A 25704-nucleotide genomic window follows, 5' to 3' on the forward strand; every position below is an offset into this window, starting at 1 on the left:
TGCCAGGATGTGACAGTGATTTTTCAAAATTAAAGTCCCATCAAGCTCTTAATGATGGGATTTTTATTTATGATTTAAGGGGTTTCAGGCTTTCAATGAAAAAGACGGTTTTCCTTAAACTGCTCAGCACAATAATCTTTTTTAATAAATACTCTATATCCCTTTTCTAAGAGACAATGCCCCTCCCCGCAAGGATTTCTGGTATATCAAGCGAATTCTTGCCTGAATGTTATATGATCGAAGTTGGTTCTAAAAAATCGAGGGAGGTAAAGCATGGATTACACTTCACTGACAGAAGCAGTGATAGAGGAAAAGCGGTGGCCCAAACCTACCATAGCGGCGGGGCGACGTCATTCCGTGGCCCTTCAATCGGACGGAACGGTCACGGCTGCAGGAGATAATCAATACGGCCAATGCGACGTAAGTGACTGGCACGATATGGTAGCGGTCGCGGCCGGTAATGTTCATATGGCAACGAACACGGGTAATGCTCATACCATCGGTCTTAGATCGGACGGAACGGTGGCGGCTGTGGGTTGGAATAAGCATGATCAATGCGATGTTAGCGGGTGGTCTGATATTGTTGCGGTCGCGGCGGGTTGGCGTCGCACCGTCGGGCTTAAATCGGACGGCACAGTGGTGGCTGTGGGACGAAATAATGAAGGTCAATGTAATGTAAGCGGCTGGCGTGATATGGTGGCGGTCGCGGCAGGTGACTGGCATACCGTCGGTCTTAAAACGGACGGCACGGTAACTATCGTGGGGAATAATCGGTATGGTCAATGCAATGTAAGCGGATGGCGCGACATCGTGGCGGCAGCGGCGGGCTACCTTCATACCGTCGGACTTCAATCGAACGGCACGGTGTTGGCTGCGGGTTTGAATAAGCACGACCAGTGCGAAGTAAGCGGTTGGAGCGGTATCGTGGCGATCGCGGCGGGTAGTTATCATACCATCGGCCTTAAGTCGGACGGTACGGTCATGGCTGTGGGTTGGAATGAGCATGGCCAATGCAACGTAAGCGGCTGGCGCGACATCGTCGCGGTAACGGCGGGCTGCGCTCATACGCTCGGCCTTAAGTCGGACGGCACGGTCGTTGCTGTGGGTGATAATGAATATGGCCAATGCGATGTAAGCGGCTGGTACGGCATCCAGCTGCCCGGCAGGTAATTATTTTATAAAAGTCGCATGAGATGCGGCTTTTTTTGTGTTCAATATATAAGTTCTTAGCGCCGGAGATACTGGGGATCGACTTCGACTGGGGAGTAGAGAAGCGAATAATCAGGCGTTGACCTGCCCCTTTATACATGGTAACTTATGAACATAAAATACATGTTAAATACATGTATAGTAAAGGTAGGGATACAATTACATACCAGGATAAAACAGAACAAGAAATGAAGTCTCGATTATTATTCCGCTCCAAAGGTTGGACCTGGACCCTTGCATTTGCACTGATTTTTCCCCAGCTGTTTATGCCGGAGGTCGCCTATGCCGAGGGAAGCCCTGAGTCTAAGCCTGCACACTCGTCGTACCGTCTAGAGCTTACGCTTCCGGACACGGCGGCCGCAGGCGACATGATCGATTACACAGTTACGCTTGCTACCTATGAGCCCGCTCCTGCAACCTATGGCAATGTTTATTTTGAAGTGAATACGAGCGGGCCGGGCCACGCGGATTACAGCTCTCCCAAGGTTCCCGGAGCCGGAGAGGTATCCTTCATTGACCGGTCGGAATTGCAAAAAGAGGGCTTCCGCCTGACTCCCCAATATTCTAATACCTCGAATTGGAGCGCAGAGTTCGATCAGCCGGGAGAATATACGGTGACCTATAAAGTAGTCAGTCGGGATGGAACGGTGGTTGCTGCCGCGGTAAAGAAGGTGAATGTGACCACGGGCCGATCGCCGTATCAGATCGAGATCACGGATCTGGATCAGGTCGGTGCGGGGGAATACCTGACGCTGCCCGTCACGATTTCCACGAAAGCTCACGAGAACGGAGGAAACAAATCCGCTTATCTACAGGTGTCCAAAACCCAGGGAGACGGTGATATTATGTTCACGGTTCAGGACGAAGAGGGACGACATCACTCGATACTGAACAGCGGGGATTACGGAAAGCCGGGTTTTGAGCTGCCGGCAGACGACCATTCCACCAAGGACTGGCGGATTAAATTTTCGGAAATCGGTAAGTACACCTTCAGCTATCGGCTGATCGACGGCGAAAGCGGCGACGTGCTGGCAGAAGACGAGGAATCCGTGGAAGTCGTTCCCGCCTATCAAAATCTGGGCATCCAGGTGTATAACAACTATGTCATGCGGGCAGTGTTCGGCAATGAAAACGGACGCGATGTCGCTTATATGGTTCAGGTCGGCGATCCGGCCCAGCTCGTTGTCGTCGATATTCAGACCGAGGAGACGTTAAAGGCGATCGATCTTCCGGGGTCAACCGGGGCTTGGGGGATGGCGGTAGCAACGGACGGCAGGGTTTATCTCGGTTCCTACGGCACCGCTTCACTCTACCGGTATGATCCGTCGACCGATACGATTGTCAATCTCGGTGACCCAGCCGAGGGCACGTCCAGTCAAACCACTCAATTCTTCGAGCTGACTCCGGGATTGGATGGCAAAATCTACGGTGGTGTTTACCCGTCAGGCTCCGTGTTCGAATATGACCCGGTAAAAGGCTTTACGAATTTCGGCAACCCTGTACCGGGTCAGATTTATCCGCGGAGTGTGGCTTACGACAAGGAGGAGAACGTCCTGTATGTCGGAGGCGGTGGAACGAAAAACTATCTTATTCGCCATGATTTGAATACCGATCAGAAGACCAACATCATGCCGGCGCAGTATAATCTGACGAGCACTTATGATCTGAACATCGTAGGCGACAAGCTGTTTCTAAAGATGGATCCCGGCTACAAAATGATCGTGCTGGATAAAGGAACCGGCGCAGTGATTAAAGATGATGAGCTGATTCACTCCAGGGGGGTGTCCGAACCGCACGATGGTAAGGTGTATTTTACTTACGGCGGCATTCTAAAAAGCTATGATCTGTCGACCAACGAAGTGAAGGAAATATACACAGGCAGTGAAAAGATCAACTTTGTCTCCAACGTAATAGGTTGGGGATCAGCCTTGATTGATGACCCCGATTATCCCGGTCCGACGCTGATCGGCGTTAGCGGAAATGCTTCGGCAAAAGTGATCAAATACAATTTGGAGCAGGGAACGCTGAAGCAGGTCATCATGCCGCTTCCTAAGCAGCCTATCGATCTGCATATTACCGGACAGGGACCGGACGGGAAAATTTATGCCGGTGGTTTTCTTCCCGGCGGCATGGGCATCTATGATCCGAGCACCGGGCTCTCCACCAATAACTCAATCGGGCAAACCGAAGGGATGACCTCCATCGGAGACAAAATGTACTTTGGCACCTATCCGGGCGCCAATATTTTTGAATATGACACAACGAAGCCCTGGAGAAGCTCCGGTACCAACCGAACGGTGAACAAGCTGTTTGATTTGAAAACCGATCATCTGCAGGATCGTCCATTTGCTATGCAGGGAGCGGAAAACAAGCTGTTCATTGGCACGGTTCCGGACTACGGTAAGCTTGGTGGAGCCTTCAGCGTCTATGACCCGGCAACCCATGATTTGTCGGTTCATACGCAGATCGTGCCGAATCAGAGCATCGTGTCCTTGGCCTACAAGAATGGAAAGATTTATGCAGGCAGTTCAATCCGTGGAGGTCTCGGCAGCACGCCGACTGAAAGTGAAGCGAAGTTATTGGTGTGGGACATTGCGAAGGGAGTCAAGGAAAGGGAACTGGTTCCTGTCCCCGGGAAAGGAGCTATCACTTCACTGATTGAAGGTCCGGACGGGAATATCTGGGGTTTTGCCATGGGCACGCTATTTATTTATGACCCTTCGTCCGGAGAGGTGGTGTATCATGACGAGAAGTTTCCGGAAGCGGGCGGACAGTGGAGAGATGCGAGTCTCGTTATCGGGAAAGACGGCCTCGTCTACGGAACAATGAGTGGCAAGCTGTTCTCCATCCATCCTGAGGACAAAAAAATGACGATCATGAGGAATCAGGCCGCCTGGTTATCACGGGATAACATGGGCAACCTGTACTTTGTGACCGGTAACGAGCTCTGGCGCCATGTGATCGAGGATAACAAAGCTGAGGTTACTGAGGTGCGTCTAAGCGTCAGCACCCTCGAGCTGTCCGTCGATCAAACGGCCGAAATAAAAGCGGAGGTTCAGCCATCTTTTGCAACGGTAAAGAATGTGTCCTGGACCTCCAGCAACAGCGCGGTTGCTTCCGTCAGCGCTGCCGGAGTCGTCAAAGGACTGCAGCCGGGCACGGCGGTTATTAACGTCACGACACTGGATGGCAGCAAGACGGCGGAATGTGTAGTTACGGTTAAATAGCAAGCCAAAAAAAGGCGGCACCAAATGGAATGTTTGGTGCTGCTTTACATTGGGATTCACCTTATCGGACGCCGCAAGTAACGGATCCGAGATTAACAACAAGGATTTAAGTCGGAAATAAATAGGGTTACAGCCTAACGCTTTGGAACGGGCAAGTTTCCTTGTAACAGGCCGTATGAAGGGGATATGCTTCCTGTTGATCACGTTGCAGTTGGATGAATAAGACAAAATTTTGAATTGACAGATCATTATACATACAAGTAATATACATGTATATTAACGAGATAATTCATTTGAAGCATGGCAACCAGAAGTTACGGAACGACGGATAGCTTCGATTTGCGCTTTGTTGCAAAAACTTATGACAGCGTTTTCTTGATTCATTGAAAAGAAAGAAACTCACTTATTAAAGGAGGAGCTTGCGATTGTTGCTGCGGATGGAATTTATTAAGCCCTCGATGCTGGAGATCGGGGAGGAACATCGGCTTAACTTCATGCTTGTGTACCCCTGCGGAAGAATGGAGCCGCAATCGGATACGACCTTTAGCATTACTTGCTGTGACCCGGAGATCGTTGGGGTGAACGGCAGCTTGATCACTGGGTTAAAGCCGGGCGAGACCGAAATTGCCTTAGACCTGTTGGACGATAGATTTTCAGTGTTTAAATGGAGGATTCTTGTAAGGCAGGCTGGTCAACCCACGAAATTGAAGCTGAAGGACCGTCCGAGGATTTTGTTCTCGGAAGAGGAACTCGCTGAATTTCGGGAACGGATTAAGAGGGATGACGGCAGTTCCGCGAGGGTAATCGATGCGTCCGGGCTATGGGCCGGATACTTGGCAAAAGCGGACGCCTATGTGGAGGAAGATAACTTCGAGGTGCTGTATCCCTCCATATCGGATCGGTGGAAGATAGTGCTGCCCCTAACGGAGCCAAAGCGGGTACCAGAACCGCAAGGCCATACCTTCTTCCCGTTCTGGACGATGTATGCCAGAGCGATAGAGGAGCGGCTGGTCGTCATGTCCACGGCCTTCCTGGTGACGGAAGAGGAAAAGTATGCGGTTCGAGTGAAGCAGCATCTGTTGTCCCTGGTCGCCTTCGGCAAATGGTACGAGTTTGATGAGCGGGGCGCGGAAGGAAATCTGAGCAACGCCCATCTGCTGCTAGGCGCTTCGTGCGCTTATGATGCCATACACAGCTTGCTGACGGAAGAAGAGCGGCGATCCATTCGCGAAGCCATTTTGGAAAAAGGGCTGCATCCGCTGGCCATCGATATCGGAAGACGTGATATGCACAACATCGTGGCAGCCAAGCAGGTGGCAATGGTGTACGGTGCAGCGGCCATCATGGATGAGAACCCGTTTGCCGCCAAATATTTGCAAGCAGGACTTAGTTATCTTCAAAGCTATCTGGACCGAAAAAAGGTGTCCGGAGAAACAGAGGGGCTGCTGTACGACAATGTGGCTGCGCGCCATGCCTGGATGGCGGCGGATCTTTATCGGAGAATCAGCGGCGATGACGGCCTGGTTCAGCATCCGTATTTGCGGGAAGAGCTTCCTGAACGTTTTTTCCGGCTGCTGGCGCCGGGAGAAGAAAGCTCGTTCCCGAATCTGTCGGATTCGTTTTCCAAGCTGGATATCGCTTACCTCATGGCCATGACAGCTACCCATTACGGCCATCCGGCAGCGGTGTGGTACCTGCACAAGCATGCTGCAACGCATCATGCATCGCTTCTTTATTTACGGAAAGAGATCTCACCTGCAAGCCCATCAGAGTTGTACGGCAATCGTGCTTCCGCGGTATTCCGGAGTGTAGGCTGGGCCGTCCTGCGGTCGGGATGGGGTGATGAGGATCATCTGCTGTGCTTTACTTCAAGCAGCTCGGCGAAGGACCATAATCACAAGGACCAGAACAATCTGGTGATCAATGTCGGCGGAGAGTGGCTGTTGATCAATCCCGGCTACCAGGATTATGTACCCGGTCCAAAGGCGGATTACACGACCGGCACGGTCGGCCACAATTCGCTGCTCGTCAATGGTCAGGGGCAGATCCACCTGGGTGGCGGGGGTCTCCGGGAGGAGTTGTTACTCCCGTCATTTGAGGCGGTTGTCGGGGACGCTGCCGAAAGCTATGGCGGGCTGCTGAAACGCTACCGGCGATCTGTCCTACATATCGATTCGTCATATTACTTCATCGTGGATGACGTGGAGCTTCATCAGGAATCGGATGAGGCCGAGCTGCTGTTTCATACGACTTCGGCGGTTCTGGATGGAGAAGAGCCCAAGGCTCCGGGCGAGAATCTGGGAAGTGAATCCGTTGTATTCCAAGGGGAAAGCGCCGCATTGCAGCTCATGTTTCCTTTTCCTAAGGAGAAGGTGCTCACCCTCCGCGAGTACCCCGGGGCTGAAACCTACGGTTCTTATGTAGCTGTCGGTGGCACGAGAGGCAAAAGACGACGGTTCATCACGCTGATCAATCCGCGGGTCCATTACGGCGAGAGGTTGGCCATCCGTCAGGAGGAGCAGGATACCGGAAGCCTGACTTCCGGTTTAACGGTGGGAAGGCCGGGCGAGGCGGAGGATATCTGGCTGTTCTGCGCTGACGCTGTGGAAGCCCGCTACCGGGGCATGACTTTTCTGGGAGAAGCCGCCCGCATATCCGGTAACGGCATGCTTAATTTGTGGAAGGCTGAACGGTTGTCCGGCGGAGACATCGCTTTTGAGGCGGAGCTGCCTCTGAGCCTATACAGCGATGCCCGCCGTTCAACCTGCATTGTGCATAACCACCATCATGTAGAGGTCTCCTTCAAGCTAAAGCAGATAACTGCTGGCGTGGAAGTCGAACAAACCGCACCACCTGGCTATTATGAATGGAATCTTATGAATATCGGCAGAGGTGGTCAGGCGGAAGGGAGAGAAGCTGTGTGGAAAACGTGATTTCGGAGGTCAATCCATCCGCTCCCGCCAAAAAGAGCGCTTGGAAGCGAATCCGGAGCCGAATGTGGAGGGACCGTTATCTATACCTGCTGCTGCTGCCGGGCCTGCTTTACTTTATCGTGTACCGGTATCTCCCCATGCTGGGCATATCGCTTGCCTTTAAAGAATACAGCCCGTTCCGGGGGTTCGCGGAGAGTCCTTGGGTCGGTTTTGCGAATTTTGCCCGGATTTTCGAAAGCACGGAGGTTATCCAGGTTATCTGGAATACGCTGACCATTTCCTTTTTGCAAATCGCGTTCGCGTTTCCGGCGCCGATCATTCTGGCCATCATGCTGAACGAGGTAGCAAATCCGCTCTTGAAAAGAGGGCTGCAGTCCATCGTTTACATGCCGCATTTTCTGTCTTGGGTCGTGGTGGTCGGCATCGTGACGATCTTTTTCCGCAACGAGGGCTTGATTAACGACGTGCTGCGAGAATTGTTCGGCTTGCAGCAGACGATCCCATTTCTCACCGAGCCCGATTATTTCCGAGCTTTTCTGGTTTTGGAGGTCATCTGGAAGGAAGCCGGCTGGGGAACGATTATTTTCCTGGCGGCGCTGGCAGGCGTCAACCCGGCTCTTTACGAGGCGGCCGTCATGGACGGCGCAGGGCGCTTCCGCCAAATCTGGCATGTTACGCTGCCCGCCATCCGCAGCACGATCATAATCATGCTGATCATACGTCTGGGCGACGTGCTGGAGGTCGGCTTCGAGCAGGTGTTCCTTCAGCTGAACGCCTTTAACATGCACATCGGCAATACGCTCGACACCTTTGTGTATTACAAGGGGATCCAGCAGTCGGACTACAGCTTCTCCACCGCGGTCGGCGTATTCAAGGGTCTGGTCGGTCTTGTGCTGGTTATGGCCGCCAACAAGCTGTCGAAGCGGTTCGGCGAGCAGGGCGTATATTAGGGGCTTCGATTCTTTCTGGGAGGAGAACGACATATGAAGCAAAAATCCATCGCGGACCGCTTGTTCAGCGGCGTGAATATCAGTCTGCTGCTTGTCATATCCGCAGTCATGCTGTTTCCGTTTGTATATTTGTTCTCGGTTTCATTTTCCTCGTTCGAGGATTTTCTGGGCAGCAAACTGCTGCTCTGGCCGTCCAAATGGACGACCGACGCCTATGAATATATCTGGGCCTCCAGGACGTTCCGACAGGCGCTGCTGAACACGTCGCTGGTTACCGTGCTCGGTACCATCGTCAATCTGTTTTTTACGGCGACGATGGCATACGCCTTGTCAAGACCGATCGTCGGCCAGCGTACCGTCATGTTTATGGTCGTATTTGCGCTCTTGTTCTCGGCCGGTATGATTCCTACCTATCTGGTCGTTCAGGAAACGGGGCTACTTGATTCCATCTGGTCGCTTATTTTGCCGGTGGCCATCGCGCCCTTCAACCTGATTGTCATCCGCCAATTTTTCATGAACATACCAAGCGATATGATCGAGGCGGGTATCGTGGACGGCACGAATGACCTGCAAATTTTCGGACGCATCATCCTGCCGCTCTCGAAGCCTGCGCTGGCGGCTTTCAGCCTATTTTATGCGGTCACGCACTGGAACAACTATTTTGCGCCGATTCTGTACATCAATGATCCGGCCAAATGGACGATCCAGGTCGTGCTGAGACAGATTGTGGTGGTGGGGGAAACGACAGGCACGCTCGGGGGAGATAACATGTTCCTCGACAATCCGCCGCCTCCCGAAACGATTCAGATGGCCGCCATTCTGATGGCGACCCTGCCGATCCTGATCGTGTATCCGTTCCTGCAAAAGCACTTTGCCAAGGGCGTCATGCTGGGCGCCGTCAAGGGTTGATGACTTCGAACGGCCGGATAAGCTGTCCGAATGAATCATAAATGGAGGTCACACTCCAACATTGATAAGAATGGGGGAAAGTACATGTTAAAGAAGCGCAGACTTACCGCAGTGATGGCAGCCTTGCTCTCCGTCAGCCTGGCTGCATGCGGCGGCCAGCCGAAAGCGGAGGAGAAACCTGGAACGACCACTCGGGGGGAGGAGAAACCGGCACAGACAGAGCAGACGTATGAGATCTCAACGATTGATTTTCGCTACGGTGATCCGCCACCGACTTCAAGTCCGGGACTTGACATGATCAACGAGAAATTTAAAGTCGACTACAAGCCTGTTTTTGTGCCGAATACCGCCTTTGATGAGAAGATCAACGCTGTGTTCGCCTCAGGTAAAATTCCCGATGTGATCGGACTTATGTCGGCTGACATCAAGAACCGCTACAATAAATTTGCGAAGCAAGGGGCTTTCCTGGACATCGAGCCTTATATCAAGGAGTATCCGTCGCTTAAAGTGGTGCCTGATTTCATCTGGGATGCCATGCGGGTGAACGGCAAGATTTACGCCATCCCGCAGTATTCTCCGAAGTATCAGGTGGTGACGGTCATCCGTAAGGACTGGCTCGACAAGTTGAACCTGAAAACACCAACGAACTATGAGGAACTGAAAGAAGTGGCGCTGGCATTCACGAACGGAGATCCGGACGGCAACAGCAAGAAGGACACCTACGGGATCGCCATCGGCCAGGACATTAACCCGAACTTCAACCAGGGACCGTATTGGGACCCGGATGCCTGGTACCACCAGGATGCGCAGGGCAACTACATCCCGGGCATTATCGGTGAAGGCCGCCTGGAGTTCATTACGATGCTGTCTGAGCTCTACAAGCAGGGAGCGATGACGAAGGACTACGCCATCCTGAACTGGGGAGACACCAACAAGGAGTTCTATTCCGGCAAAGCAGGCATCTTTATTGGAACGCCGCGCGGCATGTCGCAGGATTACATGAACGGCCTGCTCAGTATTCATCCGGATGCCCAGTTTATCAGTCTTGGCCCTTTCGAAGACAAATACGGCAACAAAGGGCTTACGTCCGGGGCGGGCTACAACGGAATTACCGTGCTGAGCGCCAAACTTGCCGATGAGCCGGAAAAGCTGAAGAAGATTTTCGAAATGATTGATTTCGGCCGCCAGTTCTATCCGCAGGATCAGCGGAATGATAAAAACGCCGATTTTGATTGGTGGTCGGGCAAAGTCGGTGTGGGTTATGACATGAAGGACGGCGTGCAGGTCAACAAGGAGAATTTCGCATCCGACGGACTTGCGCCTTCCACTTATTTTGTTGATAACACTTCGTGGGCGCCCCAGGATTTCGATAATGATTACTCCATTACGTATCAGACCAAGCAGCTGGTCGATCTCGTGGAGGAGATCGAATCAATGTATAGGGAAATCAAGCTTTATGCTAACCCGATCAATGGACTGGAGTCGCCGACCGACAACTCGAAAGGCGCCGATATGAGAAAGTATGTCATGGATGAACAGGTAAAAATGATTGCAGGCACCCGTCCGGTTTCCGATTGGGATAAACTGGTTCAGGAGTATCTGGACAAAGGCGGTGCCCAGATCATCCAGGAATACAACGCGAATATCAAAGAGAAGGATCCGAAGGCCCTGTTTAAGTGAGACTTTTGAAATGACGCTTTGTACATGATCTGTAGGACAGCGGGGCAAATCTTTTTGCCCCTGTTCTGCATTGGCATATCTAGAGCCTATGGGAATGCGAGCTGTGGAGGAGGGAGACATGTATCATGAAAAAGACAGCGAAAATCGGTCTGTGGTTTAACAGGCAGTCGGCGGAATACTTCTGGGGACACGGTCAGGACCTGTTTCAGCTTTATGTGGAGGAGGTGCTTGGTCATGCGGGCATTCCTTTTGCAAGGTTTGACAATGCTGAATCCCTTGAGTCATATGAACCCGATATCATCGTCGTACTGCACCCAGGAGAGATGGAAGAGGATCTGAACCGACTGGAGCAGTGGGCCCGCCGAGGAGCGACGCTCATCAGTTACGGCGGATTGAACCGCATGGCCGGCCGGCTGGGCTGTAGCCGCTTTGCCATCCGGGATGCGGTGTATGGGGACCTGTCAGGGTTAAGTTATGCGCAAGGCATACCGGTTCTAAGGGCGGTAAGCAGCGATCCGTGGATGGTGTCAGAGAACTCCGTCATCCCGGTTCAAGCGAATGGCGTTCTGCGCCGACTCCGTATAGCGGGAACCGAGGCAGCCGCAGCCGTTCTGGAGTTTCCGCTAGGTGCAGGCCGGCTGATCCGCTGGAATGTGGACATCCCCGCGAATATCGTTCTGCTGCAGCAGGGCGGCGGCCCGGTCGTCCAGGACGGCATCCCCGCACCGGACGGTACCGGAGCGGTGGACGAAGGCATTTTGAAGGCCGATGACCGGTGTGAGCTGGATTGGAATGAGGACCGCTCGGTGACGGAGACCGGAATGCCATACTTTGATACGCCGTATGCAGACTGGTGGCGCGAGGTGATGGTCCGTCAGCTGTTGGAGGAAGCGGATGCGCTGGGAATGACGCTTCCGTTTATGGACTATTGGCCGGAAGGCGTCAATCAGGTGGCCATGATATCACACGACAGCGACTTCAACATGGAGGAGGCGGCCCGAACGACCCTGAGCGTGCTTCAGGAAAACGGCGTTCGCTCGACCTGGTGCATGATCGAGCCGGGCTATTCCCCGTCGCTCTACAAAGAAATTCAGGCTGCCGGGCATGAGCTGGCATTTCACTATAATGCTTTGGAGCAGGAGAAGGGGATATGGAGCGCCGAGGAATTTTCCCGTCAACTGAACATAATCCGGAGTACCAGCGGCGCGCCGGTCATTTCGAACAAGAACCACTATACCCGCTTTGAGGGCTGGGGAGAGCTCTATGTATGGTGCGAGCAGAACGGCATCGAAGCGGATCAAACAAGAGGACCGAGCAAAAAAGGAAATGTCGGCTTTCCGTTCGGTACCAGCCATCCGTATTACCCGATCGCTCGTTCGAATGACCGCAACCGGCTATACCGGGTGCTGCAGATCGGCTTTCTGACCCAGGACCTGGAGCATCCCACGCTTTCGGATGCGTCGGTGATCGCCCCGTTTCTCAAAAAGGTGGCGGAAGTTCGCGGCGTCGCCCATTTTCTGTTTCACCAGCAGCACATCCATCATCTAGGGAACGTCCGGCATGCGTTTTCGCTAGCGGTCGAAACCGCGAAGCGGCTCGGTTATGCGTTCTGGACGAGCGAGGAGATCACCCGCTGGGAGCAGGCCAGACGAGCAGCGGTGCTCCGGGTAGGCGCAGACGGTACTCTCATCACCGAGAATCTTCCGCAGGGAGCGGTAGTGCGCCAGCCGTCGGATGCAGAGGTGGAGCTATCAGCTTCGCAGGCGGTCATTCGCTTTGGGCGGCCGTGTGCAGAAGCTGCGAGCATTATGAAAACAGCAGCCGAATAACGACAATGAGGAGGAATCAGACAGTGGCACCGTTAGCGATTGATGGGGGGGCGCCGGTCAAGACCGGTCCTTTTGGCACAGGCAAAAGATTCGGGGAAGAGGAGGCCGCGCAACTGCTCGAAGCGCTGGAGCAGAACACGCTGTTTTATCATTTCGGCACCAAGGTTAAACAGTTTTTGGCCGATTTCAATGCGATGTATGGCCGGGAATACAGTGTAGCAACATCCTCCGGCACCGCGGCGATTCATGTCGCGCTGGGTGCGGCTGGCGTCTCCGTAGGGGATGAGGTCATTACAAGCCCAATTACGGACCAGGGAACGCTGATCGGCATTCTGTACCAGAATGCGATTCCCGTGTTTGCCGATCTTGAGCCGCACACTTACAATCTGAATCCGGCCTCGGTCGAAGCCTGCATTACTCCGAGAACGAAAGCGATCCTCGTTGTCCATCTGGCGGGATATCCGTGCGATATGGACCCGATCATGGAGATCGCGAGAAAGCATGGCATCAAGGTCATCGAGGATTGCGCACAGGCCTACCTGACCCGGTACAAGGGCAGGTTGGCCGGTACCATCGGCGATTACGGGTGTTTCAGCACGAACGATTTCAAGCATATCTCCACCGGGGACGGGGGCATGGTGCTGATCAACTCGGGAAAGCCCGAGGATTACGAAACCGTTCACGCCTTTGCGGACAAAAACTACCGCCGTCTCGGCACCACGGTTGACCGGGGAATCAGCTATATTGCGCCGAATTACCGGATGACAGAGCTGCAGGGAGCCGTCGGAATCGCCCAGCTCAAGAAGCTCCCCTGGATTTGCGGGCGGCGTCAGCAATACGGCGACCGGCTCAATGAAGGATTGCAGGGAATCCAGGGCGTCATTCCGCCGCGGGTCGACCCGGAGCACGACTGTACATACTGGTTCTATATGCTGCGCCTCGACCTGGATAAGCTGACCTGCAGCCGCGAAGAGTTTTGCAGGGCGCTGGAGGCAGAGGGGATCCCCAACCGTGCCGGCTATATCCCGCAGGTATGCTATATGCAGCCGCTGTTCCAGAACCGGCAGGCTTATCCAGGGAGCCATGTTCCGTTTGACGGTAGCAGCGTCTCTTATGAGCCTGGCCTTTGTCCTGTCGCGGAGGCAATTTTAGACACGGCGGTGCAGATTCCGATGAACGAATTCTACTCGCCCGAGGATATTGAGCATATCATTCAGGCGGTTGCCAAGGTGGGCGCCTACTATGCGAAAAGCGATGAATAATACGGAAGAAGGGAACGACGGCAAGGTAACGGCGACGGTGGGGGTTTTTGAGCGGATCGGCGTCCCCGTTGACATTGACGAGAGCAGATCCGCAGCGGTGTGCCAGAGAGCGGACGGGACCGAACGCATCATAATCGCCGCCCGGGGATATGTGCTGATCACGGATCCGGGAACAGGAAACAGCACACAGCTTTATTTTCCAGGAGGTGAGGGCCAGTATCCGTTTGCGTCGATCAGTGATTCCCGGGGATGGTTCTATACGGGAGCTGGCCGCTATTTTTACGTTGTAGATCCGTTCAAACCGGCATTTGTTGGTCAGTACCGGGTACCTGAAGGGGAAGAGGGAGCCGGCTTTGCATTTGCCGTGAATGGAGAAGCTCGGGTCTACGCAACAACTTACCCGGGAAGCTATCTGATTGAGCTCGATGCCTCGTCAGACTCCTCGCGTACCTTATGTAGGCTGGATGCCGAGAGGAAGTATGGCATGACGCTTGCCTGCGGGAGCGGCGGGAAGGTCTATGCAGGACTGGGCACGTCGTCGCCGGCCATCGCCTGTTTTCATGAGGAGACCGGAGAGCTTGAGATCGTACTGGAGGGACCGCCGGGTACGACAGGCAGCGCTGCCGTTCACCAAGGCTGCGACGGCGCCGTTTACGGCTGGCTGCCATCCGGGGAGAACGGAGACGGCATATGGTACCTGCTGAGTGAGCAGGGGGCAGAGCAGGTGCCGGCGGAGGAGGTCAGCCCGTCCCTGTATAAGGGGGCAGGTTACAACAAGCTGCACCTGGACCTTGACGGCGGTCGAGTGCTGCTGAAATGGCAGCTGTCCGACAGGCAGATCGAAATCATGGAAGCGGACGGAAGCCTGAGCCGGCTTCCGCTTGCCTACAAAGGAGGCGGAACGCCACTCTCCCCGCTGTTCAGTGGTCCGGACGGCGTTCTATACGGCACTTCCAATCATCCGCTTCATTTGTTCACGTACGATACCGCAGCCGGGCATCTGACCGATTGGGGCGGCGATATCGTGGAGAGGGGAGGCGGCGGCAATATTGCCGCTTATGCGGCTCAAGGTAGCATCATCGTGGGTGCGGCTTATGCCGGGGGCATGATCCATTTGCTGGATACGGCGAAAGAATGGTGTACGGATCCAGGACCCCATCGGAATCCCCGCCTGATCTATGAAAATGCTGCTGTCCACAGGCCGAGATGCGCAGCCGCTCATCCGGACGGCCGCCATGTGTTGTACGGCGGCTTTCCCGGTTATGGTGCGGCAGGAGGCGGGATCGGCATCGTGGATGTGCAGGCCGGGCAGGTGGAGATGCTGGAGAACCGGGAAATGGTCAGCGGGCAGAGTACGATTTCACTTGCAGTGCTGCCGGATGGCAGGGTGTTCGGCGGCACCAGCATCGAGACGCCCGGCGGCGGGATAAGCACGGCCGAGGAAGCGGTGATGTATGAGTTGAATTGGCCTGCCCGACAAGTGATTCGGCGCTGGGTACCGGTTCCGGGTGCCAGGGAAATCGCTCAGCTGATTTCCGGCGCAAACGGACTTCTCTATGGCTTGACCTCGGAATCGGTGTTCTTTGTTTATGATGCAGGACTGCAAAAGATCATTCATTGCCGCGATCTTTCTTCCTGGGGCGGTATTGTCCGGCAGGGACTGCTCATGATAGAACGCAAGGGGCATCCATTCCTTCTGGGTCTGCTGAGCGGGGCTTTATTCACCGTAAATACGGTGAGCATGCAGCCGGAACTGCTGGAAGTGCTTCCGGTCGAAGCGACCAGCGGAATCGCCTGCCTGAACGGAGGCGTGTATTTCGGTTCCGGTGCTGAGCTGTGGCGGTATCGGATGGAAGAGGAGAGTGATTACTTTTATGACTCAGTTTAATGGGGAAATTGTGCCGCTGTTGGAGGGAATCCATACCCTTGAGGCCTGGATGGAGAAGGAGTCCAGGCTGAGAGCGCGATGGCTGCAGCTGCTGGGGGAGACCCCGGAGACGGTTGATTATAAGCCGAGAGCCGTCGCAGACAGCGGGGGCATCCAGGTACTTTCTGTGCATGAGGAAGAAGATCACATAAGACAGGCGATCATGTACCAATCACCGGACGGGGATTCGATCCCGGCTTATCTGTTGCTCCCTTCAGGAAAGCCTGCTGTAGGAGGATTTCCTGCTGTACTTGCCCTTCACCCGACAACCGAGTATGGAAAAGACGATGTATGTCTGGCTTCCGGACGGGCGAACCGGCAGTACGGCCTAGAGTTGGTACAGCGCGGTTTTGCCGTGCTGGCTCCGGACTCCATTACGTTCGGCGACCGAATCTACGAAGGGGAAGCGCCGTTTCAAACGGCTCCGTTCTATCAACGGCACCCTGCGTGGACCGTAGTCGGCAAAATGCTCTCCGATACCATGGCAGGGGTCGACGTGCTGACCTCGCTGCCGCAGGTAAATCCACACAGGACCGGCGTCATCGGCCACTCGCTGGGCGGCTATAACGGCTGGTTTCTGGCCGGAATGGATAAACGAATCAAGGCCGTCGTCTCGAGCTGCGGATTTACGATGTTCCGCGGCGATCCGGAGCCGAACCGCTGGGGCTTTCGGGAATGGTTTTCCCATATCCCATCCATTACGGACAGCCTGAGCAACGGCTCCCTTCCGTTTGAGTGGCATGAAATCGCGGCGCTTGCGGCTCCGGTGCCGATGTTGATGTGGTGCGGAACGCGAGACCCGATTTTTCCGAACTGGAGGGAGATTGTCACGGGACTGGGGGAACTGGATGGTTTGTATGATTTTCTGGGCGCTTCATCTGCTTTCGAGTGCTGGATCGGTCATGAGGGGCATGATTTTCCGCCGGATATCCGGCAGCGCGCCTATGCTTTTCTTGAAAAACAGCTTGCGGAGTAAAATATATACGCGTTCTTTAACCACAGTGCATGGAATCCTGTTGTCCCTCATGATATACTGAATGTTATAGACATGTATAGGAGCGGTATATATTGTTGCGTAGAAGAAATGAATTTCATGAGCGTTATGAACGCTTTGTCCAAGAATTAAGGAATGAAATCGTTGCCGGTGTTATTCAGCCGGGTGAATTTATTTTGCCGGAAAATACGCTTAGTCAGAAATATGAAATGAGCCGGGTATCGATCCGGAAGGCGCTGGATGAGCTGGTGAACGAAGGATTGATCGAGAAAATCGCGGGCAAGGGCAACCGGGTGAAGCTGCCGGATGAAGACAGAACGCCTGTCGTGCTGAGACTCGCTTGGTTCTCTTCCTCCTATGAAATTCCGATTATCGAAAAAATGATCGAGGCGTTCGAGCGGAAGCATCCGTTCGTTCAGGTGGAGATGGTGCTGTATTCCGAGGATTTCTACACCGAAACCATCATCCGGTCAATGGAGGACGGTCAAGGGCCTGATCTGTTTATTATGTCGGATCAGCATTTCCGGGAATGGACCGAAAGCGGGCGCACGAATCTGCTGACAGGATATGTTCCTCCCCGTCTCATGGAGGAAGGGGTCAGCTATCCGCGGGTCTTCGAGCTGTTCAATCATGAAGGCGGCATGCTCGCGGCGCCGTTTGTATTCTCTCCGGTAGTCATCTGCTATAACCGTTCGATCTTCCGTCAGCACGGCCTGCCTCACCCTGTCAGTCTTGGTGACTGGAAGGAGCTGCTGGAGGCGGCCAAAGCCTGCACATCGGCCCCGAACGAAGACGGAATGACCGATCATTACGGCTTCTGCTTCTCATCGTCCCCCAACCGCTGGCCGGTCTTTCTGCTTCAAAATGATGGCAGCATCATGGCTGCAGACCGCAGCCGGAGCTCGATGGCGGACGAGCGGAACATCGAAGCGCTGGAGTTTTGCGTATCGCTGATGTACAAGGAGCATGTGTCGCCGATCTTTTCCCATGGCAGCAGCCATCTAGCCGAAAGCCTGTTTATGAAGGAACGGGTTGCGATGATCATGTCCACTTATTATTTCATGAATGAATTCCGCGACCATTCCATCGACTGGGATGTGATGACCTTGCCGAAAGGGACCAAACCCGCCACTATACTGCTAGGTGGGGGTCTGTCGATCAACGCTGCGAGCAGTCATCGGAATATCGCCGAAAAACTCGTGGATTTTATGACAGGCGAGGAAGCACAGAAACTGCTAAAACAATACGGATGCACCATTCCGGTTTTGCGGTCAGTGGCCGAAGATGACAGCCTGCTGAATCCGGACATTCATCCGCAGCACTATAACCGTTATCTCGAGGTGCTGCCGCATGCTTATCCGCTGCATATCCTCAACATGAGCCAATCTGAAATATTGACGCTGCTGGATGAGCTGAATCTGCTGTGGGCTGGCATGGAAACCCCGGCGGATACCTGCACCCGGATCGAGCAGCTCTTCAACTCCCAGCTGGGCTTGAAGGGCGCCGGTACCGCGATGGAGAAGTGACGAATCGGTAAAGAAGAGCACCTTCAGGAGAACGTAGCTATGTCGTAAGATATGGAGACGGTCTTGAAGGTGTTTTTGTGTTGGCAGCAAGAGTCAGCGACCCGTTACAAGTCACCAACATGTTCATGTGAAAAGAGAACTTTTAAGAATATTTATCGACCATTTTAAGCAAATAATTGCGAAAATCCTCCACGTATGAATTAGGCTCTACGATTTCGAGATTTGTACCGAAGCTTGCTAAAAATTGAAATCCATTACTGTCCTTAGGAACATGGATGGTAGCCAGGAAATATTCAGAACTATAGTTTTCAATACTCTTTCGACCGTACCTTTCAATAAATTGATCCTTGATGCTGGGCGAAATCAACGCTTTAACGGCGACTAGTTGTGGCTGATAACTGGCTGTATTTTGTTCTAATCCGTAATCCCTCGGGATAAAGGTTTCTTCATCCATATTGAGATTATCGACCCTGGATAATTTAAATGTTCTATAGCTCTGACGATGTAAACAGAATCCCTTCAAATACCAACTCGTTTCGCTAAAATGAAGCTGATACGGCTCGACGATTCGATTCGATATCGTGCCATTTTTATCTATATAATCAAACGAAATTAACTTTTTCGCTAATATCGATTCTTGGCATGTCTTCAAGGTTTGAAGAATCTCGGATCGACCCTCCCAATCATAAAATGACAGTTGGATTGAACCTTTCCTGGACATGGGGTGAACCATGGCTTCCATTTTTCTAATCGTGATTTCAACTTCCTCGCTAATTAGAATTTGTTCCAATCCGCCGAGCGCAGTCAATATATTTTCTAAGTCGGAGCTGCTTAAAAGTCGTTTATCCACCTTGTATTCATCCATAATACCGTATCCGCCATGAATTCCATGAACAGAATAGATGGGAATGTTGGATAAGCTCAGTGTTTCCATATCGCGAAGAATCGTTCGCTTGGAAACGTTAAATAATTGTGCGAATTCTTTTGTTGAAACGATATCTTTTTTCAGCAATATCATGATGATAGATATTAATCTCTCCACCTTCTCCATAGCTGCCCCTCTTTTGGTACAAATTTTTAAATGGTGACATGCATCTGTCACCACTAATAAATTATACTTCATTTATCAAAAGAAGGAGGTACAACTTTATGTCAGCTATTGCCTATTTAAACTTTGATGGAATCGCCGAACAAGCGATTGAATTTTATTCGGAGGCTCTAAATGCGAACGAGGTAAAAAAAGTGAAATTTAAAGATTTTCCGCAGGATCCAAACTATCCAATGCCAGAAAATGAATTAAATATGATCATGGAGTCTTCGGTAGAATTTGCAGGCGGGAAAATCATGATGTCGGATATTTTGCCTTCCATGAAGGCGGTAACGGGTGAGTTTGTGAAAGGAAACAACATACTTATTAGTCTGGTCATGGAGAATAAACAAACATTGGAAGAATACTTTAACCAATTGTCTGTTGGCGGCTATGTTGTGATGCCGTTATCGGATACTCCTTGGTCTTCGTGCTTTGGTATGCTGGTTGATAAGTTTGGAGTTGCCTGGAAATTTAATCGTGACGCAGATCGGTTCCTTGATAAAGTCATTTCAAACAAACAGTAAATTATTCAAAACATGGCCTTCCAATGAAAGGCCATGTTTTGATATTCTCTTTAGAAAGGACGAGGATGGGTTTTAGCTATGAAAAACGAGCATGTAATGCCAGCAACAACGAGAGAGGATTTAAGGATTTGGCTGCAGAACCATTGCAAGACTGAGAAGTCTTGCTGGGTCTTGGTTAGTATGACGCCAACCCCTGACATGTTGTTATATTTGGACGCGGTTGAGGAAGCCTTATGCTTTGGATGGATTGATGGAGTCAAAAAGAAAGTGTCCGAAACCGAGCTGGCCCAGAGACTATCTCCTAGAAGTAAAATAAGCTCATGGACTGAATTGAATAAAGAACGTGTCCGCCGCCTCGAAAAGTTGGGGTTCATGAGTGACGAAGGCAGAAGGGTTCTTCCTGACATGGATCCCGATTCATTCAGAATAGATGAGGTCATAGAACAAAGGCTAAAAAAGGAAAAGCAAGTATATGAGAATTTCATGGCATTTCCGGATCTATATAAAAGAGTGCGGATCGACACGATACAAAGCTATAGGAATCAACCGGAATTATTTAAGAGCAGATTAGACAAATTCATAACCAACACGAGAGAAAACAAAATGTACGGTCAATGGAACGATAATGGCCGTCTACTAGATTATTAATATTTTCTGGGTCGAAGACCAACCACCTTAGTCTGGTTGAGTACCGAACTAAGGTTGTATGCATTACCTGTCTATCAATGGAACTCTATGGAGTTCGACATAATTAATTCAAAAAACTCTTCAAGATTATGGGCTGCTTGTTCAACTTCTTCAAATTCAAGATCATATCGGCAGGCAATGATCCCACCACGCAGTAATTTCTGCTTTCCATATCTCATCGTCCATTGCTGCTTCCAAACTGAGCAATTCAAATTCATTCCATTTAAATTCAGTATCGGAGCGATTATTATTGTATTCATCCTCGCAAAGAAACCAGGTCTTCTCATCTGGTGCGATACATTCATATTTCGATGAGTATCGAATAGTACTCGGTTTATACTATACACAGTAGTAGGCCAGAGAAAATAGATGGGGAGGGGTATAGTATGGACATGACAAAACAGCTTGAAAAGGTTACCGCCTTTAAAAAGCTTCATTCCAATTTCTTTATTTTGCCCAATGCATGGGATGCTGCGAGTGCTAGAAGCTTCGAGAAGTGCGGGTTCAAGGCCATTGGCACGACAAGTGCCGGCATTGCGGTTTCCCATGGGTATGCGGATCGGAATATGCCCTTCGATATGATGCTGGATACGGTCCGCAGGATCGTGCAAACCGTGGATATTCCGGTTACCGTGGATATGGAAGACGGGTATGGTCAGACGCTTGATGAAGTCGCGGACTCGGTCAGGCAGGTGATCAAGGCAGGCGCGGCGGGGATTAACATTGAAGACAGCAACATGGATCGACAAGCGCCGCTGCATGATATTCCGGTCCAGCAAAAAAAATTAGCCGTGATACGTGAGCTGGGGAATGCTATGGGTTATCCTCTCTTTATCAATGCCCGGATCGATTCTTATTGGATCAAGTCTATGTCGCCTGCCGTGAGGCTCGAAGAGACGATCAAGCGGGCCCATGCTTACCAGGAAGCCGGGGCAGATTGTATTTTTGCCCCCGGAATCCAGGAAATCTCCGACATCCAAACACTGCGCCACGAAATAAGCTGTCCGATCAATGTATTGGCAGGGCCGGGGATGCCTTCCGCAAATGAACTTGAAGCGCTAGGGATTCAGCGCATCAGCACCGGCTCAGGACCTTTTCGGGCCGCAATATCGCTGCTGCATCGCATGGGCCAAGAAATGTTGGAGAAGGGAACTTTTGAGCACATGACTTCGAAAGCCCTTAATTATGACGATTTATCCAAAACTGACAGGAAACGGGAATGAAGCAAAAAACGAAAATTAACAAAAGCCTGACTTATCAGGCTTTTTTAAGTGATATCCGTGAAACAATATGATAATGAATTTGAAATAGAACGTCATCTTGCGGTTCGCGATTACCTTCAATCGCGTAATGAAGACGCGATTGAATACGGAAAGTTAACAGAAGGACTCCCCCGACAGTTTCCTAAAGATATCGAAGGATATGGTAAGGTAAACCTGATTTTGTGCAGAACTTGGAACGAAGAGCGATAGAATGGAAACGGAAAAATAATAGTAAATAAGTTTTATTTTGTATATAAGAAGAAGGAAATCGAAAAGGGCGAGTTACGGCAAAGGGTACAAGTTCTTGTACTATAACGCTACAAGTTCTGTCCTCCTTATGTGTAAGATGACAAGAACAGCGAGATTTATGTAAAAGCCATCTTTTATTTCAAATTCTGCACATCGATCGAGCCTGTTGATCTTGTTACCAATAATTACATACCTTATAATCTCATTGTGCGACAATGCGTGCACAGTAAGGAAAAGAACAAATTCAAAAAGATGAGGAAGTCACCCATGAAAAAATTGCTAGTATGCGCATTAGCTATCATGCTAAGTTTAGCTGCGTTTTCCCCCGCTATTTACGCTTCTGAAGTCCGAGTATCCGTGGATGGGCGTGAAGTACAATTCCCAGATGAGCACCCATACGTTGATCAGAAATCCAACCTTACGATGGTTCCACTTGCTTTTGTATCCGACAAGCTCGGAGCTACTACGAAATGGAACGGAAAATTAAAACAAATCACGATCTCGCTTAACCGTGACATCATTATTTTGGTGATTGGCCATAATCATGCACTGGTGAATGGAAAAAGAGTAGACTTTGAAGGGTCGGCGGTGCTTAAAAAAGGTCGCACGATGGTTCCGCTGCGCTTTATTAGTGAAACCTTGCATGCAATTGTGGATTGGCAGCCTGCGCACAATCGGGTGAACATTATGTCCTCAGTTGCCAGTGTTCCGAAAGGAACATGGATATGGGACAGTAACATCATCAAACAAGATCAAGATAAAATTATAAGCTTCGCAAAAATGAAAGGTGTGACATCTATTTACCTTCAGGTTGATAGAGATATAGATTCTGCAATATATGAGGGCTTTATTCGAAAAACGAAGAGCGAAGGAATTCAAGTGGAAGCACTTGAGGGTCGTCCCGAATGGGCCTATAAGTCTAAGCAGGAGGATATTCAAAAATTTATAGCCTGGGTCAAAGCCTATAACTCCTCTGTTGGTCCGGAAGCAAGCTTTTCGGGATTGCATTTCGATATTGAACCTTATGCGCTAAGTGAATGGACGAAGGACAATAAGACGATTCTTGAAAGCTGGATGGACAATATGAGACTGATCGAGAAAGAAACCAAAGGAAGCGGCTTGAAAATTGCGATCGACGTTCCATTTTGGCTGAATACGATTAATGTACCGGGGAAGGATTACAGTATGAGCGCATGGATGCTGGAGAAGTTCGATTGCCTCGTCATCATGAATTATCGGAATCATGCATTAGGCAGCAATGGAATTGTGGAAAATGCACAGGCCATGCTGAGAGAGGCCTCCACGCTGAAGAAGAAAGTTGTTGTTGCTGTAGAAACGCTCAAAAGCAAAGAGGGTCCGAGGGTCTCATTCTATTCCATGAGCAGCGAAGTGATGGAAAAAGAGCTGCAGTCCGCCCATAATCAATTGGCGCACTACGCAAGCTATGCCGGCTTCGCCATTCACGATTTCAAAAGCTGGCAGGACATGAAATAGAGGACAAATTGTAAAAATGGGCAGGCAACTCGGGTATATCTCGCCGAAAATGAACCTCGTTAAACTTTAGTGATTTCATGGTGTCCCAAATACTGACCAAGTAGGTGAGGCGGCATGCGATTGAAGGCCCGTGGAGACTTATTTTGTTTAGATAAGAAAGTGGAGGACTTTCTTATCCCGACTTGAATAGACATTGAAAGCCGCATAAGATGCGGCTTTTCTCATTTAAAGTACATAAATATGGAGGTGTTTTGGCAGGCGAGCTATAGATTTCTATCTAACAAAATCCCCACTTGTTCTGCTACGACTTGAGTCGGTTCAGATAATCCATTGGTAAACCATGCTTCTACGATCTCCACGATAGCTGCTCCAAAAAATTTGAGAATCAATTCCTTACTTAATCCTTGGTTTTTCCCTGTAGTCACATCTACATCCCGCTCTAACTCCTCGATTACAAATGTCAGGAATTGATTACGAAACGCAAGGGCACCTTTACTCCCCAACATGGTTGAAAAGAATGAGGAATTACGTTCAAAGTACTCAAACCAAAGCAGATTTCCCTCCGTAAAACTCAATTCCGATGCGGATTCGCATAGTTTTTTTAATTCAGCAATATGTTCCCCTATGAGTTTATCCAATAAATCAAATTTATCCTGGTAATGATCATAAACGGTTCTTCGGCCGACATTGGCCCTGTCGGAAATATCTTGTATCGTAATGTGATCAAAACCTTTTTCAGACATGAGTTCAATAAACGCATTTTTTATGGCTTCTTGAGATTTTTGTACTCTTCGATCCACCCTTGACATGTTATCCTTCACCGAACTTCCTTATAAAATATCGCACAATATGAATCAACTTGTATAATAACGCACATATTGCGGCAATTTGATTATTGATGACATCCCTTTTTCATTTTATATTATACACAGATGTGCGATACCGCATCAATGTACGATTTACAAACACATCAACTATACTTCCTAAGAAATAATAGAAATGGTACTTACATTCAAGGGGGGATATGCGTATGGATCGTGTTGAAAAGAGCAAGCAAAAATTTCAACTACAAAATTGAGGGAAAGTGCCCCATCCAATCAAAAGCATATTCAGGATTACCTTATGGGCTTTCCGAGAACATTGAATGCAGTAGCCTGCATTAACGAAATGATTCCTGAACATTAAGAAAGGGTGTTAATGATGATGTCTAATATTCATGATAAAGTTATCGTTATTACCGGTGCTTCTTCCGGGATTGGAGAAGCGACTGCACAAGAACTGGCATCAAAAGGTGCAAAGCTAGTTCTAGCTGCTCGTCGTGAAGACCGGTTAAAGCAATTGCAAGATGCGATTCAAGCCAGTGGAGGACAAGCGATTTTTAAAGTGACAGATGTGACTTCTCGTCAACAGATGGAAGAACTCGCTGCGTATGCCCTCAAAGAATATGGGAAAATCGACGTATTAATCAACAATGCCGGAATCATGCCGCAAGCTTTTCTGGCCGAGAATAAAGTTGATGAGTGGGATCAAATGATTGACGTTAATATCAAAGGTGTCCTTTATGCTATTGCTGCGATTGTTCCATCCATGAGAGAACGTAAATCAGGCCAAGTCATCAATCTTTCTTCGGTAGCCGGACATAACATCTATCCGGGCGGGACGGTTTATTGCGGCACCAAGTTTGCCGTAAAAGCAATCTCTGAAGGTTTGCGTCAAGAAGAAGCAATGAATGGCACCAATATTCGTGTGACCAACATTTCTCCTGGGGCGGTCAGCAGTGAACTGTTGGAAACGACAACAGACCCTGCAATGAAAGCCGGACTGGAGGATTTTTATCAAGTTGCCATTGATGCTGACAGAATTGCCCACGCCATCGCATTTGCAATCGAGCAACCATCCGATGTAGCAATTAATGAAATGATTATCCGACCTACCGTTCAAGTAGGCTAGAA

General features: G+C 50.6%; 19 protein-coding genes. 17 read left to right on the plus strand and 2 right to left on the minus strand.

Annotated elements, in window-relative coordinates; genetic code table 11:
• The first annotated feature begins 273 nt into the window (after positions 1–273).
• From PLA01S_RS14785 to PLA01S_RS14835, 11 genes are all read left to right on the plus strand, one after another.
• Entirely contained in the window at positions 274–1170 is an 897-nt protein-coding gene (locus PLA01S_RS14785; RefSeq protein WP_127592867.1) for an RCC1 domain-containing protein, read from the plus strand.
• A 227-nt stretch (positions 1171–1397) separates the two neighbouring features.
• Complete coding sequence (locus tag PLA01S_RS14790; RefSeq protein WP_164817426.1) at positions 1398–4436, plus strand: Ig-like domain-containing protein; 3039 nt, start codon at positions 1398–1400, stop codon at positions 4434–4436.
• A 419-nt stretch (positions 4437–4855) separates the two neighbouring features.
• Positions 4856–7369 (plus strand): heparinase II/III domain-containing protein, encoded by a 2514-nt coding sequence (locus PLA01S_RS14795; protein ID WP_246059529.1) that lies wholly within the window; start codon positions 4856–4858, stop codon positions 7367–7369.
• Positions 7357–8319, plus strand: coding sequence for an ABC transporter permease (locus PLA01S_RS14800; protein WP_127592870.1), 963 nt, complete (start codon positions 7357–7359; stop codon positions 8317–8319). Before PLA01S_RS14795 ends, PLA01S_RS14800 begins: the two co-directional genes overlap by 13 nt.
• 33 nt (positions 8320–8352) lie before the next feature.
• Entirely contained in the window at positions 8353–9228 is an 876-nt protein-coding gene (locus PLA01S_RS14805) for a carbohydrate ABC transporter permease (RefSeq protein ID WP_127592871.1), read from the plus strand.
• Positions 9229–9312: 84 nt separating this feature from the next.
• On the plus strand, positions 9313–10908 hold the full coding sequence (locus tag PLA01S_RS14810; RefSeq protein WP_127592872.1) for an extracellular solute-binding protein: 1596 nt from the start codon (positions 9313–9315) through the stop codon (positions 10906–10908).
• A 125-nt stretch (positions 10909–11033) separates the two neighbouring features.
• A complete protein-coding gene (locus PLA01S_RS14815; RefSeq protein WP_127592873.1) occupies positions 11034–12737 on the plus strand; it encodes a polysaccharide deacetylase family protein in 1704 nt (567 codons plus the stop codon).
• 23 nt (positions 12738–12760) lie between these two features.
• Complete coding sequence (locus PLA01S_RS14820) at positions 12761–13999, plus strand: DegT/DnrJ/EryC1/StrS family aminotransferase (RefSeq protein WP_127592874.1); 1239 nt, start codon at positions 12761–12763, stop codon at positions 13997–13999.
• The gene (locus tag PLA01S_RS14825) at positions 13980–15887 is read left to right on the plus strand and encodes a hypothetical protein (protein WP_127592875.1); all 1908 of its coding nucleotides are present in this window, start codon (positions 13980–13982) and stop codon (positions 15885–15887) included. The genes PLA01S_RS14820 and PLA01S_RS14825 overlap by 20 nt, the downstream gene beginning before the upstream one ends.
• Positions 15874–16902, plus strand: a complete 1029-nt coding sequence (locus PLA01S_RS14830) for an alpha/beta hydrolase family protein (protein WP_127592876.1) — start codon at positions 15874–15876, stop codon at positions 16900–16902. The genes PLA01S_RS14825 and PLA01S_RS14830 overlap by 14 nt, the downstream gene beginning before the upstream one ends.
• A 92-nt stretch (positions 16903–16994) precedes the next feature.
• Positions 16995–18446: an extracellular solute-binding protein gene (locus PLA01S_RS14835; protein ID WP_127592877.1), complete on the plus strand. Its 1452-nt coding sequence runs from the start codon at positions 16995–16997 to the stop codon at positions 18444–18446.
• 142 nt (positions 18447–18588) lie between these two features.
• On the opposite strand, the gene PLA01S_RS14840 is transcribed toward PLA01S_RS14835, so the two are convergent.
• Positions 18589–19497: a helix-turn-helix transcriptional regulator gene (locus tag PLA01S_RS14840; RefSeq protein ID WP_127592878.1), complete on the minus strand. Its 909-nt coding sequence runs from the start codon at positions 19495–19497 to the stop codon at positions 18589–18591.
• A gap of 98 nt (positions 19498–19595) precedes the next feature.
• On the opposite strand from PLA01S_RS14840, the gene PLA01S_RS14845 reads away from it, so the two are divergent.
• From PLA01S_RS14845 to PLA01S_RS14870, 5 genes are all read left to right on the plus strand, one after another.
• Positions 19596–20060, plus strand: a complete 465-nt coding sequence (locus PLA01S_RS14845) for a VOC family protein (RefSeq protein ID WP_127592879.1) — start codon at positions 19596–19598, stop codon at positions 20058–20060.
• A 78-nt stretch (positions 20061–20138) separates the two neighbouring features.
• Positions 20139–20708 (plus strand): YdeI/OmpD-associated family protein, encoded by a 570-nt coding sequence (locus tag PLA01S_RS14850; RefSeq protein ID WP_127592880.1) that lies wholly within the window; start codon positions 20139–20141, stop codon positions 20706–20708.
• Positions 20709–21133: 425 nt separating this feature from the next.
• Entirely contained in the window at positions 21134–21970 is an 837-nt protein-coding gene (locus PLA01S_RS14860; protein WP_127592881.1) for an isocitrate lyase/PEP mutase family protein, read from the plus strand.
• A 57-nt stretch (positions 21971–22027) separates the two neighbouring features.
• A complete protein-coding gene (locus PLA01S_RS33025) occupies positions 22028–22219 on the plus strand; it encodes a GrpB family protein (protein WP_371860420.1) in 192 nt (63 codons plus the stop codon).
• Positions 22220–22525: 306 nt separating this feature from the next.
• Complete coding sequence (locus tag PLA01S_RS14870) at positions 22526–23752, plus strand: copper amine oxidase N-terminal domain-containing protein (RefSeq protein WP_127592882.1); 1227 nt, start codon at positions 22526–22528, stop codon at positions 23750–23752.
• 263 nt (positions 23753–24015) lie between these two features.
• Here the strand turns inward: PLA01S_RS14870 and PLA01S_RS14875 are convergent, their stop codons facing one another.
• Positions 24016–24561 (minus strand): TetR/AcrR family transcriptional regulator, encoded by a 546-nt coding sequence (locus PLA01S_RS14875; RefSeq protein WP_127592883.1) that lies wholly within the window; start codon positions 24559–24561, stop codon positions 24016–24018.
• A gap of 394 nt (positions 24562–24955) precedes the next feature.
• Between PLA01S_RS14875 and PLA01S_RS14880 the strand changes: the two genes are divergently transcribed.
• On the plus strand, positions 24956–25702 hold the full coding sequence (locus PLA01S_RS14880; RefSeq protein ID WP_127592989.1) for an SDR family oxidoreductase: 747 nt from the start codon (positions 24956–24958) through the stop codon (positions 25700–25702).
• Positions 25703–25704 lie beyond the last annotated feature (2 nt).

Source organism: Paenibacillus lautus NBRC 15380 (assembly GCF_004000945.1).
Lineage (GTDB): Bacteria > Bacillota > Bacilli > Paenibacillales > Paenibacillaceae > Paenibacillus_AQ > Paenibacillus_AQ lautus.

Coding starts and splice junctions, on each gene's coding strand:
- PLA01S_RS14830 (WP_127592876.1), top strand. CDS start 15,874: ATGACTCAGTTTAATGGGGAAATTGTGCCGCTGTTGGAGGGAATCCAT.
- PLA01S_RS14875 (WP_127592883.1), bottom strand. CDS start 24,561: ATGTCAAGGGTGGATCGAAGAGTACAAAAATCTCAAGAAGCCATAAAA.
- PLA01S_RS14850 (WP_127592880.1), top strand. CDS start 20,139: ATGAAAAACGAGCATGTAATGCCAGCAACAACGAGAGAGGATTTAAGG.
- PLA01S_RS14790 (WP_164817426.1), top strand. CDS start 1,398: ATGAAGTCTCGATTATTATTCCGCTCCAAAGGTTGGACCTGGACCCTT.
- PLA01S_RS14805 (WP_127592871.1), top strand. CDS start 8,353: ATGAAGCAAAAATCCATCGCGGACCGCTTGTTCAGCGGCGTGAATATC.
- PLA01S_RS14825 (WP_127592875.1), top strand. CDS start 13,980: ATGCGAAAAGCGATGAATAATACGGAAGAAGGGAACGACGGCAAGGTA.
- PLA01S_RS14870 (WP_127592882.1), top strand. CDS start 22,526: ATGAAAAAATTGCTAGTATGCGCATTAGCTATCATGCTAAGTTTAGCT.
- PLA01S_RS14860 (WP_127592881.1), top strand. CDS start 21,134: ATGGACATGACAAAACAGCTTGAAAAGGTTACCGCCTTTAAAAAGCTT.
- PLA01S_RS14810 (WP_127592872.1), top strand. CDS start 9,313: ATGTTAAAGAAGCGCAGACTTACCGCAGTGATGGCAGCCTTGCTCTCC.
- PLA01S_RS14815 (WP_127592873.1), top strand. CDS start 11,034: ATGAAAAAGACAGCGAAAATCGGTCTGTGGTTTAACAGGCAGTCGGCG.
- PLA01S_RS14880 (WP_127592989.1), top strand. CDS start 24,956: ATGTCTAATATTCATGATAAAGTTATCGTTATTACCGGTGCTTCTTCC.
- PLA01S_RS14845 (WP_127592879.1), top strand. CDS start 19,596: ATGTCAGCTATTGCCTATTTAAACTTTGATGGAATCGCCGAACAAGCG.
- PLA01S_RS14785 (WP_127592867.1), top strand. CDS start 274: ATGGATTACACTTCACTGACAGAAGCAGTGATAGAGGAAAAGCGGTGG.
- PLA01S_RS14840 (WP_127592878.1), bottom strand. CDS start 19,497: ATGGAGAAGGTGGAGAGATTAATATCTATCATCATGATATTGCTGAAA.